General features: G+C 52.9%; 14 protein-coding genes. 5 read left to right on the forward strand and 9 right to left on the reverse strand.

The annotated features are described in order from the left end of the window. Positions 1-25: 25 nt before the first annotated feature. The 7 genes from rutG to rutA are packed head-to-tail and all read right to left on the reverse strand — an operon-like array spanning position 26 to position 5,449. Positions 26-1,342: a pyrimidine utilization transport protein G gene (gene rutG / locus LVQ76_RS21075; protein ID WP_232866554.1), complete on the reverse strand. Its 1,317-nt coding sequence runs from the start codon at positions 1,340-1,342 to the stop codon at positions 26-28. A 27-nt stretch (positions 1,343-1,369) separates the two neighbouring features. Beyond that, positions 1,370-1,858 (reverse strand): NADH-dependent FMN reductase RutF, encoded by a 489-nt coding sequence (gene rutF / locus LVQ76_RS21080; protein ID WP_232866552.1) that lies wholly within the window; start codon positions 1,856-1,858, stop codon positions 1,370-1,372. A gap of 10 nt (positions 1,859-1,868) precedes the next feature. After that, positions 1,869-2,459, reverse strand: a complete 591-nt coding sequence (locus LVQ76_RS21085; RefSeq protein WP_232922410.1) for a malonic semialdehyde reductase — start codon at positions 2,457-2,459, stop codon at positions 1,869-1,871. After that, positions 2,456-3,256 carry a pyrimidine utilization protein D gene (gene rutD / locus LVQ76_RS21090; RefSeq protein WP_255681898.1) on the reverse strand — a complete coding sequence of 267 codons (801 nt, stop codon included), beginning with the start codon at positions 3,254-3,256 and terminating at the stop codon, positions 2,456-2,458. Before rutD ends, LVQ76_RS21085 begins: the two co-directional genes overlap by 4 nt. A 3-nt stretch (positions 3,257-3,259) precedes the next feature. Further along, complete coding sequence (gene rutC, locus LVQ76_RS21095) at positions 3,260-3,646, reverse strand: pyrimidine utilization protein C (RefSeq protein WP_151992658.1); 387 nt, start codon at positions 3,644-3,646, stop codon at positions 3,260-3,262. Positions 3,647-3,659: 13 nt separating this feature from the next. Beyond that, positions 3,660-4,358, reverse strand: a complete 699-nt coding sequence (gene rutB / locus LVQ76_RS21100; protein WP_232922411.1) for a pyrimidine utilization protein B — start codon at positions 4,356-4,358, stop codon at positions 3,660-3,662. Further along, positions 4,358-5,449: a pyrimidine utilization protein A gene (rutA, locus tag LVQ76_RS21105; protein ID WP_232922422.1), complete on the reverse strand. Its 1,092-nt coding sequence runs from the start codon at positions 5,447-5,449 to the stop codon at positions 4,358-4,360. The genes rutB and rutA overlap by 1 nt, the downstream gene beginning before the upstream one ends. Before the next feature lie 375 nt (positions 5,450-5,824). On the opposite strand from rutA, the gene rutR reads away from it, so the two are divergent. Continuing rightward, a complete protein-coding gene (gene rutR / locus LVQ76_RS21110; RefSeq protein ID WP_232866539.1) occupies positions 5,825-6,469 on the forward strand; it encodes an HTH-type transcriptional regulator RutR in 645 nt (214 codons plus the stop codon). Here the strand turns inward: rutR and LVQ76_RS21115 are convergent. Both LVQ76_RS21115 and putA read right to left on the reverse strand, forming a co-directional pair. After that, entirely contained in the window at positions 6,466-6,864 is a 399-nt protein-coding gene (locus tag LVQ76_RS21115) for a lysozyme inhibitor LprI family protein (RefSeq protein ID WP_232922412.1), read from the reverse strand. The two genes, rutR and LVQ76_RS21115, sit on opposite strands and share 4 nt — an antisense overlap. Positions 6,865-6,920: 56 nt before the next feature. Continuing rightward, on the reverse strand, positions 6,921-10,880 hold the full coding sequence (gene putA / locus LVQ76_RS21120; protein ID WP_232922413.1) for a trifunctional transcriptional regulator/proline dehydrogenase/L-glutamate gamma-semialdehyde dehydrogenase: 3,960 nt from the start codon (positions 10,878-10,880) through the stop codon (positions 6,921-6,923). A gap of 478 nt (positions 10,881-11,358) precedes the next feature. Between putA and putP the strand changes: the two genes are divergently transcribed. The 4 genes from putP to efeB all read left to right on the forward strand — a co-directional run bounded on the left by putP (position 11,359) and on the right by efeB (position 16,312). Next, complete coding sequence (gene putP / locus LVQ76_RS21125) at positions 11,359-12,867, forward strand: sodium/proline symporter PutP (protein WP_232922414.1); 1,509 nt, start codon at positions 11,359-11,361, stop codon at positions 12,865-12,867. Between the two features lie 165 nt (positions 12,868-13,032). After that, complete coding sequence (gene efeU / locus LVQ76_RS21130; protein ID WP_232866528.1) at positions 13,033-13,866, forward strand: iron uptake transporter permease EfeU; 834 nt, start codon at positions 13,033-13,035, stop codon at positions 13,864-13,866. Between the two features lie 32 nt (positions 13,867-13,898). Continuing rightward, positions 13,899-15,023, forward strand: a complete 1,125-nt coding sequence (gene efeO, locus LVQ76_RS21135) for an iron uptake system protein EfeO (protein WP_232922415.1) — start codon at positions 13,899-13,901, stop codon at positions 15,021-15,023. Positions 15,024-15,028: 5 nt separating this feature from the next. Further along, complete coding sequence (efeB, locus tag LVQ76_RS21140) at positions 15,029-16,312, forward strand: iron uptake transporter deferrochelatase/peroxidase subunit (RefSeq protein WP_232922416.1); 1,284 nt, start codon at positions 15,029-15,031, stop codon at positions 16,310-16,312. Positions 16,313-16,380 lie beyond the last annotated feature (68 nt).

Below are 16,380 nucleotides of genomic sequence, written 5' to 3' on the forward strand. Positions count from 1 at the left end.
TCGGATGACGCTTCGCTTATCCGGCCTACGGAATGACTGTACTTTGGCCTATAACCACTTGGCGTCGGCTCAGAATAGCGTTCAATATAATCGCGCCGAACGTTGCCGTGCCAATGCCGCCAAGCGTGAAGCCGCCCAGTGTTAAGGCGAAATCACCCGCGCCTAAAACCAGGGTTACCGCCACCATAATCAGGTTGCCGTTCTGGCTTAAATCAACATTGTGTTGCACCCAAATGCGTGCGCCTGCCACGGCAATCAAACCAAACACCACAATAGAGGCCCCGCCGATAACCGGGGCAGGAATGGTATGAATTAAGGCACCAAATTTAGGTGAAAACCCCAATAGCATGGCGATCCCGGATGCCGCCACAAATACCAACGTTGAATAGACTTTGGTTACTGCCATCACGCCGATATTCTCGGCATAGGTCGTGACACCGCTGCCGCCAACGGAACCCGAAAGCATCGTTGCAAGGCCATCGCCAACAAAGGCTTTGCCGATGTACGGGTCCATATTTTTGCCCGTCATCCCGGCGACGGCTTTCAGGTGCCCAAGGTTTTCGGCCACCAGAATCACCGCAACGGGGGCAATCAACATCATTGCCTGTGCGTTAAATGTCGGGGAGGTGATTTGCGGAATGCCAAACCAGGCGGCTGAACTTAGCAGGGCGAAATCGACCGGTTTGCCAAAGCCAAACCCATTCGCCAGAACCGCATAAATGGCGCAGGCGAGTATCAGGCCAATAAGAATCAGCAAGCGTTGAATCATGCCGCGGGTAAACACCGCGACCAGCCCGATACACAACACCGTCATGACTGCCATCCAGCTATCAAAACTGCTGGCTGAAACGCCGCGCACCGCGATTGGTGCGAGGTTAAGGCCGATCGCCATCACCACCGCACCGGTCACGACCGGTGGCATTAAACGTTCAATCCAGGCTGTTCCGGCTTTCATCACCACAAAACCAATCAGCGTATATACCAAACCGCAGGCGATAATTCCGCCGAGCGCTACGCTCAAATGTGGATTCAGCCCTTGCCCGTTAAAACCAGTAACGGCTATCACCACACCAACAAACGCAGCACTTGAGCCTAAATAACTCGGCACCCGTCCGCCAGTCACGATAAAGAACAGCAATGTCCCAATACCCGACATCAATATCGACAGATTCGGGTCAAGCCCCATCAGTAGCGGCATCAGCACCGTGGCGCCAAACATCGCTACCGCATGTTGCACGCCCATCACCAGCGTCTGGCCCAGCGGCAGCGTTTCGTCCGGAGCCACCACACCACCTTCTACCGCAGTTTTTTTACGCCATTGTGGAAACCAGGTATTCGCCATATTCATCTCCAGCAGATATCGTGTCGGCTAACAGGCAGGCCGCATCAGTTGATGGTAGCCACGGTCAAACCACACCAGGCCATGGGTATCGTCGTTACGTTCAAGGGCGACTAATTCACAAAATAAGATGTCATGCGTACCTACACCGACGACCTGGCTAATGCGGCAGTCGAACGATACGAGTGCGCCTTCCAGTTGCGGGCAGCCGGTTACACCGTGCCGCCAGCGGGCAGCTGAAAAGCGTTCGCTCATCGCCGTCTTCCCACCAAATAAATTCGAAAGATCTTCATGCCCGGCCGCCAGCGTGTTGACACACAGCGCCTGATTGCGGCTAAAAATCGGCCACACGGAAGCGCTACGATTCAGGCAAACCAGCAATGTTGGTGGCTCATCCGTTACGCTACATACCGCCGAGGCGGTAAACCCAGCACGTCCGGCTGGACCGTCGGTGGTGACAATATTCACCGCCGCGCCAAGGCACGACATCGCGTCGCGAAAGGCTTGTTTTTCGATCATCTTTAACTCCTCAGGCGAGAACACATGCTTCTTCAAACGCTAAACGTGGCAAGCGTGAATGGGTTTTCGCCGGATCACCGTAGCCAATATTAACCAGCAAATTACTTTTCCAGCCGCTTGTGCCAAAAAACTCGGCATCCACTTTTTCACGGTCAAAGCCGGACATTGGTCCGGTATCTAAACCGAGTGCCCGGCAGGTAGAAATCAGATACGCCGCTTGCATCGAGCTGTTGCGAAAGGCGGTCTCCTGCGCCAGTTCCGGGCTTGAGGTAAACCAGGCGCGGGCATCGGCGTAAGGGAACAATTTGGGTAGTTGCTCAAAGAATGCCGGGTCCCAGGCCACAATCGCGGTAACCGGGGCGGTCATGGTTTTCTCGACATTGCCCGCAGAAAGAGTGGGTTTCAGGCGCGCTTTCGCTTCAGTACTGCGCACAAACAAAAAGCGGGCAGGCGAACAGTTGGCTGATGTTGGGCCAAGGCGTAGCAGGTTATAAATCTCAGCAATTTGTTCATCACTCACTGGTTTATCCAGCCAGACGCTATGGGTATGCGCGCCAGTAAATAAGGTTTCCAGCGCTTCGGAAGTAATAGCATGACTCATACAATTTCCTTGTGATAAGCAGGTTCGGTTTCCAGCAAAGTCAGTAGTCGCTGGTTAAAATCACTGGCCGCGGTGACGTTGCAGGCGTGCCCGCCCCACGGCATGATTTCAAGCTGGCTATCAGGTAGTGCATCGTGCAGTTCTTCAGAGCAACTCCACGGCACCAGCAGATCGTCACGGGAACAAATCACCAGCACCGGTTGGTGGATGCGTGCGGCGGTGGCGTGAAAGTCAGCGGTCTTTAACGCATTCAGGCGGCGAGTGAGATTTTCTTGCCCCTGAAAGTGCGCGTTATGCATCGCTTCTTCGGCTTCAAGGCGCGGCTGGTTGGCCGCCATCCAGTCTGCCGGGTAGAGAAACAGCGGTTGCGCCTGCAAATAAGCAGCGGGGCCGCTAGCTTGCAACAGCGTTTCACGTACCGCAAAGCAGCGCCGGGTATGGGCGTTGAGCTGCAACCAGCCGTTGATTATCGCCAGCTTGTCGATGGCTGCGGGATAATCCAGCGCCAGCTGCATTGCGACCAGGCCACCCAGGGCGTGTCCAAGCACGCTGTAATGCGTGATGCCCTGTTGCAGCATGGCGGTGTGAATTTCCTGCGCCATATCAGACAGGCAATAATCATTGGGCAGCGGTTGCTTATTCACACCGGTGCCGCGCTGGTCATAAACCACCAGTTGATAATGTTCAGCCAGTGCCGCACGTTGTGGCAGCCAGTAGCTGCCCATGCCACCGAGCCCGGCTATTAGCAGCAAGACCGGGGCGTTGGGGAAGGGCGCTTGAGTCAGCTCAATCTGCATAAGCTATTTCCCGATGTGCGCGATGCTTGCGATTTCGACCAACGCATCCGGTTTGACCAGACCACACTGAATGCAGAACCGTGCAGGCTTATCACCTGGGAAAAACTCGGCATACACTTCGTTGATGGCGGCGTAGTTTGTCCAGTCGGTAATAAAAATCTGATTAAAGGTCACGTCATCCATGGTGCCACCTGCGGTTTCAATCACCGACTTAATGGTTTCCAGCACATGGCGCGTCTGGGCTTTAGCGTCGCCGACATACACCACATTGTTTTGTTTATCGAACGGCAGCGTACCGGAGACATACACCACGCCATCGGCGAGGGTGCCTGGCACAAACGGAGCGATAGGCGTTGTGGTTCCTGGCGGAATGATTACGGATTTCGGCATGGGTTATTCCTTATCAGGCAATGCGGGCGAAAGATTGTGGCTGCAACGCCTGGCAAAATGTGCCGACGTCGCTTACCCAACCAAAGAAGGTTTCGATATTGAATAAGGCAGCTTGCTGCACAAAAGCAGGCCCGGCCTGATGGGTGGCATCGGCAAGCACCACGCCGAAATACTCAAGGAAAAACCCGTCGCGCAGCGTCGACTCCACGCAGACGTTAGTCGCAATGCCGGTAAACACCAGGTGGCGAATACCGCGCGAACGCAAGATGCTGTCGAGCTGCGTGTTAAAGAAACCACTGTAACGAGGCTTGGGCAAAACGATGTCCCCTGCCTGTGGCACCAGTTCGTCCACCAGTTGGTAATCCCAGCCGCCTTTTGCCAATAGCGTGCCCTGTAATTCCGGCTGCTTGCGCATGGTTTTCAATGCATTGGACTTATGGAAGTTTGGCGAGCCTGGACCGCCTGCTTCGACGTAATCGCTATCCCAACCGTTCTGGAACCAGACGATCAACATCCCCGCTTCACGAGCGGCTGCAACCGCGATTTTGATGTTTTCGATAACCGGCTTAGTTGCCGAAACATCAAACCCGGCAAGATCGAGATAGCCACCTTTGCTTGCATAAGCGTTTTGCATATCCACGACAATCAGTGCCGTTTGTTCAGGTGCGAAAGTAATGGCTTCCGGGCGAGCATCCAGGGTGATGTTTTTCATTACGCCACCTCGCGGGTTGATGGGGATAGGTGCGCGCGCGATTGCATCAGCGGCTGGATTTTTTCGCCAAAGGCTTCAATGCCACTCAGGAAATCATCAAAGGTAAGCAGTACACCTTCAGCGCCCGGCACGGTAGCCACTTCATCCAGTAAGCGGGCGACGGTGGCATAAGAGCCAACCAGGGTGCCCATATTGATATTCACCGCTGAGGTTGGGTCGGCCATTTGCCGTACGTTAGTGTTAGTGCCAGAACGGGTGTCTTTCTGGCTTTGCTCGGTGAGCCATGCCAAGGCTTCTTCGTCGGCCCCGGCTTTGTAGTGCTCCCATTTCGCGCGAGCGGCTTCATCGGTTTCATCTGCGATGATCATAAACAGCACGTAAGAGCCGACATCGCGCCCGGTTTTCTCCGCCGCTTCCATCATGCGTGCGGCAGTGGGGGCAAACGCGGTTGGCGTGTTAACACCTTTGCCAAAGCAGAAGTTGTAGTCGGCGTATTCTGCGGAGAACGCCATGCCCGCGTCGCTTTGCCCGGCACAGATCATTTTCACTGGTTGGGCAGGGCGCGGGCTTAAGCGGCAGTCGTTCATGGTGAAGAACTCGCCTTTTAAATCACTTTGCCCGGTTCCCCATAAATCGCGCAGCACGGTGGCGTATTCAGACAGGTAGTCATAGCGGCGAGCGAAATATTCGTCCCCTGGCCAGATCCCCATTTGCTCGTATTCTGGTTTTTGCCAACCGGTCACCAGATTGACGCCAAAACGCCCCGGCGCGATGGAGTCAATGGTTGATGCCATGCGGGCCACAATGGCGGGCGGTAAAGTCAGCGTGGCGGCAGTGGCGTAGATCTGAATTTTGGTGGTCACCGCCGCAAGGCCCGCCATCAGGCTGAAAGACTCAAGGTTGTGATCCCAGAATTCTGTTTTTCCGCCAAAGCCACGCAGTTTGATCATCGAGAGGGCAAAGTCGAAATCGTAGTATTCCGCTTTTTGCACAATCGCTTTATTGAGCTCAAAAGTGGGCATGTATTGCGGCGCAGTCGTGGAGATTAACCAGCCGTTGTTACCGATAGGAATGAATACGCCAATTTTCATCGCAAGCCTCTCATCACAGGTGGTATACCCATCATCCTTCAGGCCGCAGCGGCGTTGGCTGCAAACGCTCGCCCCAGTCACTTACTCAAGTAAGCTCCTGGGGACAATCGTCCTTGCCGCCTTGCTGCAACTCGAATGCTAATGGGTATTGATTTGTCATTTCAGTCTTTGCAAACCTGATGCCAGGTTAAGAAAGTCACTTGTTATCAGCATGTTGTTTATTGGTTGCTGTTTTTAGGTGATTGAAACCAGACTGCTTGGTCAAAACTGGTGCACAAAAAACAGGCGTTCGTGCGCGTTCAGGGTGCATACAACGCGCACTTCTGACGTGGTCTTTGCTATGCTGTCGGGCAAAACAGAACGATGAGAGGGCGCATGGCACAAGGTGCGGCAGCAACGAAAGAAACCGGACGGCGTTCCAAAGCGGTAGCGGCGAAAAAGCAGGCTATTCTGGCGGCAGGACTGGAGTTCTTCTCCCAATACGGCATTCACGGCACCAGCATCGAACAGGTAGCTGAGCGTGCGGAAGTGTCAAAAACAAACCTTCTCTATTATTACCCTTCTAAAGAAGCGCTCTATATTGCCGTGCTTAAGCAGATCCTTGATATCTGGCTTGCCCCTTTACGTGCGTTTCGTGAGGATTTACAGCCGCTGGTAGCGATAGGCGAATACATCCGGCTGAAACTGGAAGTTTCCCGCGATTACCCGCAGGCCTCGCGGCTGTTCTGCCTTGAAATGCTACAAGGCGCTCCGCTGCTGAAAGCAGAGTTGAGTGGAGATTTGAAAACGCTGGTTGATGATAAATCCGCAATCATTGCCGGTTGGGTTGAAAGCGGAAAACTGGCGGCGGTCGATCCGCATCATTTGATCTTTATGCTATGGGCAACCACTCAGCATTACGCTGATTTCGCAAGCCAGGTTGAAGCAGTGGCGGGTAGCAATCTACAGGACGAGGCGTTTTTCCGCCGCACGGTGGAAAACGTGCAGCGAATGATTATTGAAGGAATTCGAGTGCGTTAATTTTGTTGTGGATGGAAGACACAACTGACATCCCCTTCTTCGCATTGCAGCGTGCTTTTTAGCAGTTCAGTGCGTTCGCGGGTTTTATCCGTCATGCATTGTGCATGCACCATCGGTGCGACGGATGCGCCGTCAGCACCAGACGTTAAGAATGCACAGTCGGCGTCGCGAAATGCAATCCACGCATTTTGCGCCGCTTTGAGCTGGGTTTTCTGGGTGTCCGTGGCGAGTTTCATCGCCTCTTTGTAAGTCTGATTAAGTAAATCATCCTGCTTTTTATATTCGTTACTGGCGCACTCGTTAAGCCCGGCTTGTGAAGTTGCCGAGTCGCAACTATCGGCCAGCACATTGGCGCTCAACAACAATCCCGTTATCAGTAAACAAACGCGTTTCATCATTATTCCTCGAAGAAAAGGCTCCCAAAAAGGAGCCTTTTTAGCGTAGTGAAAACTTAGCCGATTGTCATCAAGCTGGCGTTACCACCTGCTGCCGCAGTATTCACGCTCAGTGAGCGTTCAACGTATAAACGCTCCAGCAACAGGTTAGTTTCACCACGTGCGAAGCCTTGTACCGAAACAATGGCCCCATCCCGCGCAGCTACCTTTTCACACAATGCGCGTAACTGGTCGGAATCACCGTGGTAAATCACCGCATCAAACGGCTGGCTCAGCAACGAATCTTCTTTCGCGAAATCGATATGCTTCTGTACCAGATCCGGTAGTGTTTTTGCCAGTTCGCGATGCAGTTTGTCATCAGCCCATAGCGTACGGCTGCCCACGCTCGTCACTGCTGCCAGTTGCACTAATACGTCTTGCTCATTATCTGCGATACACAACACTCGCTCACGTGGCATAAGGGCATAGGTATTACGTTCACCCGTCGGCCCCGGTAACTGGCGTAACGTGCCGCTTTGCGCCAGTTGCGCGAAGCGTGCGCAGATAGCAGGCAATTCGCCTTTTTTTACCGCCCATTGCGCTAACGCCTGATGAGCTTCCTGAAGGCTGGCTTTAAGCGTGGAATCTACCGGTAGCTCAGCATCCTGGCGGTTAAAGGTAGTTTGCAGCGCGTTGTCCGGGCGGTTTGCCAGCAGGCGATACAGATACAGTGGGCCACCGGCTTTCGGGCCGGTGCCAGATAAACCTTCGCCACCAAATGGCTGCACACCGACGACCGCGCCAACCATATTGCGGTTGACGTACATATTACCGACGTGTGCGGAACCTGTAACTTGGGCAATGGTTTCGTCAATACGCGTATGTACGCCAAGCGTCAAACCGTATCCCGCCGCATTGATTTGGTTAATCAGCGTTTCCAGGTCGTTGCGGTTATAACGCACCACATGCAGCACCGGGCCAAACACCTCTTTTTGCATCTCATCGAAGCTTTCCAGCTCAATCAATGTAGGTGCGACGAAAGTACCGCTCTGCCACTCTTTCGCATCCACGCTGTTTTCACGAGCCGCCTGGAATACTTTGCGGCCTTTGCTGCGCAGCGTTTGAATATGCTTCTCGATATTCTCTTTGGCTTCTGCGTCGATAACCGGGCCGATGTCTGTGGTTAAGCGACCAGGGTTGCCCATACGGCATTCCGCCATCGCACCGCGCAGCATTTGCAGCGTATGCTCGGCGACATCTTCCTGGATACACAACACGCGCAGTGCGGAACAACGCTGGCCTGCGCTATCAAAGGCCGAGGCCAGCACATCAACCACCACTTGTTCGGTAAGCGCTGAAGAATCGACGATCATTGCGTTCAGACCACCGGTTTCTGCAATCAGCGGCGTCGGGCGACCTTGTGGATCAAGACGGTCGGCGATATTGCGTTGCAGCAAAGTAGCCACTTCGGTGGAACCAGTAAACATCACGCCACGCACACGGGCATCGCCTGTTAACTGTGCGCCCACGGTTTCACCACGGCCTGGCAGAAGTTGCAGCACGCCCGCAGGTACACCGGCTTCCAGCAGAATATTGATACCGAGGGCGGCAATCAGCGGGGTTTGCTCAGCCGGTTTTGCCAGCACACTGTTACCGGCTGCGAGGGCTGCAGCAATTTGCCCGGTAAAGATAGCCAGAGGGAAGTTCCACGGGCTGATGCAAACGACCGGGCCGAGCGGGCGGTGTGTTTCGTTATCGAAATCATCGCGTACCTGGCCTGCGTAGTAGTGCAGGAAATCTACGGCTTCACGCACTTCGGCAATGGCGTTGCTAAAGGTTTTACCGGCTTCACGCACCAGAACGCCAATCAGCTTTTGCATCTGGCCTTCCATCATCACGGCCGCACGTTCAAGAATCGCGGCGCGTTCTTGTGGCGGGGTGGCGAACCAGATTGGGGCATTGTTAACGGCACTCACGAGTGCTTGTGAAACCTCTTCGTGCGTGGCTTCACGCGTATAACCAACGACATCTGTCGGTTCCGCTGGGTTTTTCACTGCCACCATATCGCCTGCTGCGACGGCATTCTCCAGAATCGGCAGCGCCTGCCATTTTTGCGCCGCACTATTAAGCAGGGCAGAGGAGAGGGAGGCGAGGCGGTGTTCGTTCGCCAGATCCAGGCCGCTGGAGTTGGTGCGGTTCGCGCCGTATAGCTCTTTCGGTACAGCGATTTTTGGATGAGGCAGACCTAGTCGGCCTTCTTTAACCGCGATAGCTTCAATGGCGGTAACCGGGTCGGCAACCAGCTCATCTAGCGGCAAGGTGTTGTCGGCAATACGGTTAACAAACGAGGTGTTCGCGCCATTTTCTAACAGACGACGCACCAGGTACGCCAGTAGCGTTTCGTGGGTGCCAACAGGTGCATAAATACGGCAAGGTCGATTCAGTTTACCGTCGGCAATTTTGCCCACCACTTGATCGTAAAGTGGTTCACCCATGCCGTGCAGGCACTGGAACTCATACTGGCCAGGATAGTAGTTCTGCCCGGCAAGATTGTAGATTGCTGCCAGCGTATGGGCGTTGTGTGTCGCAAACTGTGGGTAAATCAGGTTTGGTACTGCCAACAGTTTTTTCGCGCAGGCCAGATAAGAGATGTCGGTGTAAACCTTGCGGGTATAAACCGGGTAGCCTTCCAGCCCATCCATTTGGGCGCGTTTGATTTCGCTGTCCCAGTACGCGCCTTTCACCAGACGAATCATCAGGCGGCGACGGCTGCGGGTAGCGAGATCCACCAGGTAATCAATCACAAACGGGCAGCGTTTTTGGTACGCCTGAATCACGAAACCAATACCGTTCCAGCCTGCCAGTTCAGGTTCGAAGCAGAGTTTTTCCAGCAGATCGAGTGAGATCTCCAGGCGATCGGCCTCTTCGGCGTCAATGTTAATGCCGACATCATACTGGCGGGCCAGCAACGTCAGGAATTTCAAACGCGGGTACAACTCTTCCATTACGCGATCGTACTGCGCACGACTGTAGCGCGGGTGTAGTGCGGAAAGCTTGATGGAAATGCCAGGGCCTTCGTAAATTCCACGCCCATTAGAGGCCTTACCAATCGCGTGAATCGCTTGCTGATAAGAAACCATGTAAGCCTGTGCATCGGCTTCGGTCAGTGCTGCTTCACCCAACATATCGTAGGAGTAGCGGAAACCTTTCTCTTCGAGTTTGCGGGCGTTAGCTAATGCTTCGGAAATGGTTTCGCCGGTCACAAACTGCTCGCCCATCAGGCGCATCGCCATATCTACACCTTTGCGGATTAACGGCTCACCGCTTTTTCCGATGATGCGGTTCAGGGATGTCGACAGACTAGCCTCGTTGTGCGTGGACACCAGTTTGCCGGTAAACAGCAGACCCCAGGTGGCAGCGTTCACAAACAGTGATGGGCTACGACCAATATGCGAGTGCCAGTTGCCGTTGCTGATTTTGTCGCGGATTAACGCATCGCGCGTGGCTTTGTCCGGGATGCGCAATAACGCTTCAGCCAGACACATCAACGCCACACCTTCTTGTGAGGAAAGTGAGAATTCTTGCAGCAAACCTTGTACCATGCCCGCCCGGCCTGATGCGCTCTTCTGATTACGAAGCTTTTCAGCGAGTTGGTACGCTAGTTTGTGAGTTTTTTCTGCAATATTCACTGGCAAACGTGCCTGTTCCAGAATCATCGGCACCGCATCGGTTTCCGGTCGGCGCCAGGCTGCGGTAATAGCTGCGCGAGTAACGGACTGAGGAAGTATTTGTTCTGCAAAATCAAGGAACGGCTGATGTGTTTCTTCAACGTGCGGGGCAGCTTCTTCGCTTTCATTCGCGGCACCAGCCAGCATGGCCGGAAGTTCTGGCAGTTCATCGTTATTTTCCAGGCGTTCGAGATAATTAAAAATCGCCTGTTTAATTAGCCAGTGTGGTGTGCGGTCAATACGTGAAGCGGCGTCTTTAATGCGCTCGCGGGTCGCGTCGTCCAGTTTTACGCCCATGGTGGTGGCCATGCCAGTAACTCCCATACCCGTTATTACTCGGGTAAATATTGAAGGGTTGATAAAAGTTATCGGGCAATATCTATCATGTTGCAACTTTGTGCAACCTTGTTAAATGTGAGCCAGATAGCAAGCTGGGAAATAGATTGAATTGTTAAATTTGGAATTAGAAAACAAGCGGACTAATTATTCGCAGACAGGGTGAATTAACCGACAGAGTTAACACTTTCTAAGGGTGCAACCGTGAAAAGCGTGAGCGAGTGCAACCTGGTGAAAAAAGCTATTTTTTGTACGGTGAATTTATTGTGAATAGTGTGTTAAAACGCTTGTGAATAAAAAATACTAACCCCCCTAAATAATTCAAGTTGCAGGAAGGCGGCCAGGCCGTAAGTCTCCAGTCACATAGTTAACTATGTGACTGGAGCGCGCGGATGCAGCCAACGCATCTGCGGCTTGAAGGATGACGGGGGAAAAAATCTGGAGAACTTGCATGAACATGAGTACACCAATGCTGGTGACCTTCTTTATCTATATCTTTGGCATGATATTGATAGGGTTTATCGCCTGGCGTTCAACGAAAAACTTTGATGACTACATTCTGGGCGGTCGCAGCCTGGGTAGTGTGGTTACTGCATTATCAGCGGGCGCATCCGACATGAGCGGCTGGCTGCTGATGGGCCTACCGGGTGCCATCTTCCTTTCCGGTATTTCGGAAAGCTGGATTGCCATCGGCCTGACGGTTGGCGCATATATCAACTGGAAACTGGTCGCCGGACGCCTGCGAGTTCACACTGAGGTGAACAACAATGCGCTGACACTGCCAGATTATTTCACCGGGCGTTTTGAAGATAAAAGCCGTGTGCTGCGTATTATCTCCGCGTTAGTGATTCTGCTGTTCTTCACCATCTATTGCGCATCTGGCATCGTGGCCGGTGCGCGTCTGTTCGAAAGCACCTTCGGCATGAGCTACGAAACCGCACTTTGGGCGGGGGCTGCGGCAACCATCATTTATACCTTTGTCGGTGGGTTCCTGGCAGTAAGCTGGACGGATACCGTACAGGCGAGTTTGATGATCTTTGCTCTGATCCTGACACCGGTAATGGTGGTTATTGCGGTTGGCGGATTTGACGATTCGATGGCGGTTATCAAGCAAAAAAGTATCGAAAATGTCGACATGCTGAAAGGTCTGAACTTCGTGGCGATTATTTCGCTAATGGGCTGGGGCCTGGGTTACTTCGGCCAGCCGCATATTCTTGCGCGCTTCATGGCGGCAGATTCGCATCACACAATTGTTAAAGCACGTCGCATTAGTATGACGTGGATGATTCTGTGCCTGGCGGGTGCGTGTGCTGTAGGCTTCTTTGGTATCGCTTATTTCAACAACAACCCGGCGCTTGCGGGTGCGGTAAACCAAAACGGCGAGCGCGTATTTATCGAGCTGGCGCAACTGCTGTTCAACCCATGGATTGCGGGCATCTTGTTGTCAGCAATTTTAGCCGCAGTTATGTCGACGCTGAGCTGCCAGTTACTTGTTTGCTCCAGTGCAATTACCGAAGATTTGTACAAAGCTTTCTTCCGTAAAGATGCGGGACAGAAAGAGCTGGTGTGGGTAGGGCGCTTTATGGTGTTGCTGGTGGCACTTATCGCCATCGCCCTGGCGGCTAACCCTGAAAACCGTGTTCTGGGTCTGGTCAGCTACGCATGGGCAGGCTTCGGAGCCGCGTTTGGCCCGGTAGTCCTGTTCTCGGTAATGTGGTCACGCATGACGCGTAATGGTGCGCTGGCAGGGATGATCATCGGTGCGCTGACTGTTATCGTCTGGAAGCAGTTCGGTTGGTTGGGCCTGTATGAAATCATCCCTGGTTTCATCTTCGGCAGCATCGGTATTGTCGCGGTCAGCCTGCTTGGCAAAGCGCCAAGTGCGACCATGCAAAAACGCTTCGAACAAGCGGACGAAATTTATCACTCCGCACCGCCGAGCAAATTACAACCTGAGTAATTCATAACACCCTTTGAAGGCCGCTTATCGCGGCCTTTTTTACAGCTGTACAAAAATATACAAATTCTCTGCTTGTGTTTATTTTTTCGGTAATGATAATCACAATCGTTATGGTTTACTTTTCTTTACGCCATTTGACCTGAGTTCACAGTTGGGGTGTCAGTAATGTTTGTCCCGTTTCTCATTATGTTACGCGAAGGCCTGGAAGCCGCGCTGATTGTTAGCCTGATTGCCAGTTATCTGAAGCGTACTCAACGTGGCCAATGGATTGGCGTCATGTGGATTGGCGTTGTGGCGGCAGCTGCATTGTGCCTGGCGCTGGGTATCTTTATCAACGAAACCACCGGTGAATTCCCGCAAAAAGAGCAGGAGTTATTTGAAGGCATCGTGGCAGTCATCGCGGTCTTCATCCTTACGTGGATGGTGTTCTGGATGCGCAAAGTGTCGCGCAATGTGAAAGGGCAACTCGAGCAGAAAGTGGACGAAGCGCTGCACAGCAAAGGCAACCACGGTTGGGCGCTAATTTTAATGGTGTTCTTCGCTGTCGCCCGTGAAGGACTGGAGTCAGTATTCTTTCTGTTGGCAGCATTCCAGCAGGACGTGGGCATCATGCCACCACTCGGTGCGATGCTTGGCCTGGGCACTGCGATTGTGCTTGGTTTCTTACTTTACTGGGGCGGTATTCGTCTGAACCTGGCCGTGTTCTTCAAATGGACCAGCCTGTTTATTCTGCTGGTGGCCGCAGGGCTTGCAGCGGGTGCAGTACGTGCTTTCCACGAAGCGGGACTTTGGAATCACTTCCAGGATATCGCTTTTGACCTCAGTAATGTTCTTACCACTCATTCTCTGACCGGTACGCTGCTCGAAGGTATTTTCGGTTACCAGGAAGCGCCGAGCGTCAGCGAAGTGGCGATGTACTTTATCTACCTGATCCCCGTGCTGGTGCTGTTCTTTATGCCGCCTCGCTTGAGCGTTCAGGCAACAAATAACATTCGTTAGTTACAACATACTAATTTTGATAGGGATTGGCCATGACTACACACTTTCGTCGTAAAGCCTTGCACGCCGCGCTATTCGCGCTGGCATCTTCTGCATTTGCCGCACAGGCCGCTGATGTTCCTCAGGTAAAAGTTACTGTGACTGATAAACAGTGCGAACCGATGAACATTACTGTTAACGCCGGTAAAACCCAGTTCATCATTCAGAACAACAGTCAGAAAGCGCTGGAGTGGGAAATCCTGAAAGGGGTGATGGTGGTTGAAGAGCGTGAAAACATCGCACCAGGTTTCTCGCAGAAAATGACGGCCAACCTGCAAGCGGGTGAATACGACATGACCTGCGGCCTGTTGAGCAATCCGAAAGGTAAACTCATCGTTAAAGCGGCGGGCGATCAGGCTGCACCGAAAAACGACCTGATGGCATTGGCCGGGCCAATCACTGAATACAAAGCTTATGTGACTGCCGAAGTTGCAGAATTGGTTAAAGGCACAAAAGCCTTTACTGACGCGGTGAAAGCCGGCGATATCGAAAAAGCTAAATCTCTGTATGCGCCAACACGCCAGCATTACGAGCGCATCGAACCTATTGCTGAACTGTTCTCGGATCTCGACGGCAGCATTGATGCCCGCGAAGATGATTACGAGCAGAAAGCTAACGACCCTAAATTCACTGGTTTCCACCGTCTGGAAAAAGCGCTGTTTGGTGATAACTCCACTAAAGGCATGGAAAAATATGCCGATCAGCTCAACAGCGACGTGCTGGATCTGCAAACACGTATTTCTGAACTGGCATTCCCACCAAGCAAAGTTGTCGGCGGTGCTGCGGGCCTGATTGAAGAAGTGGCGGCCAGCAAAATCAGTGGTGAAGAAGATCGCTACAGCCACACTGACCTGTGGGACTTCCAGGCAAACGTTGATGGTGCACAGAAAATTGTTAACTTGCTGCGCCCGTTGCTGACTAAAGACAACGCACCATTGCTGGCAAAAGTGGATGCCAACTTCAAGAAAGTGGACACCATTCTTGCTAAATACCGTACTAAAGACGGCTTCGAGACTTATGACAAACTGACCGATGCAGACCGCAATGCGCTGAAAGGGCCGGTAACGGCGCTGGCAGAAGATTTGTCACAACTGCGTGGCGTACTGGGTCTGGACTAGTTTTTATGGAAGATAAAAATAAAAACGGCGGGCATATTCCGGCTCGCCGCCGCTTACTGAAAGGTTTGGGCGCGCTCGGTGGCGCCCTTGCCGTTGCGGGCGGATGCCCCATGGCACATGCGGCGAAACAAGAGACTTCTCCTGGCACATTACCCCCAGATGCGCGCATGGAAAAACAACCGTTTTACGGTGAGCATCAGGCTGGTGTACTGACGCCACAGCAAGCGGCAATGATGTTGGTTGCCTTTGATGTGTTGGCCAGTGATAAAGCTGACCTTGAGCGTTTATTCAAGTTGCTGTCTGCGCGTTTCGATTTCCTCACCACGGGTGGGCCTGCGCCGGATACCCCTAATCCACGGATGCCACCGATGGACTCAGGGATTCTTGGTGCGCAGATTTACCCGGATAACCTGACTTTTACGCTCTCTGCGGGAGCATCGTTGTTTGATGAGCGCTTTGGGCTGAAAGGGCAGATGCCGAAAAAGCTGCAAAAGATGCAACGCTTCGCTAATGACTCGTTGGATGCCAGCTTGTGTCATGGTGATTTGCTGATCCAGATTTGCGCGAATACAGCGGATACGGTTATCCATGCCTTGCGAGATATCATCAAACACACGCCGGATCTGCTAAGCGTGCGTTGGAAGCGCGAAGGGTTTATCTCCAACCACGCAGCGCGTTCGCGTGGCAAAGAGACACCTATCAATTTGTTAGGATTCAAAGACGGTACGGCGAACCCTAACAGCGAAGACAAACCGCTGATGAATGATGTGGTGTGGGTGACGGCAGATCAGCAAGAGCCAGCATGGACGGTAGGCGGCAGCTATAAGGCCGTGCGTATTATTCAGTTCCATGTTGAGTCCTGGGACCGAACGCCGCTAAAAGAGCAGCAGACTATTTTTGGCCGCGACAAACATAGTGGTGCGCCGCTTGGCATGAAGAATGAGCACGACGAGCCGGACTATGCAGCAGACCCTGACGGTAATGTGATTGCGCTGGATGCTCATATTCGTCTGGCGAACCCACGCACTAAAGAGACGCAGTCCAACCTGATGATGCGCCGTGGTTACAGCTATTCATTGGGTGTATCAAAGTCCGGGCAACTGGATATGGGATTGTTATTTGTCTGCTTCCAGCATGACCTTGAGAAGGGCTTTTTGGCTGTGCAGCAACGTCTTAACGGCGAAGCGCTGGAGGAGTATGTGAAGCCGATTGGCGGTGGGTACTTCTTTGTATTGCCGGGTGTTGTGGATAAGCAGCACTATTTAGGGCAAGGGCTTCTGGAAGCATGATTCTGTAATCTCGAAATCACTTAATCCTAAGCATCCCCTTCTTCTATATAAGAAGGGGATGCTTAACT

The sequence above is a fragment of the Buttiauxella cochleicola genome (genome assembly GCF_021283185.1).
GTDB classification, from domain to species: domain Bacteria; phylum Pseudomonadota; class Gammaproteobacteria; order Enterobacterales; family Enterobacteriaceae; genus Buttiauxella; species Buttiauxella massiliensis.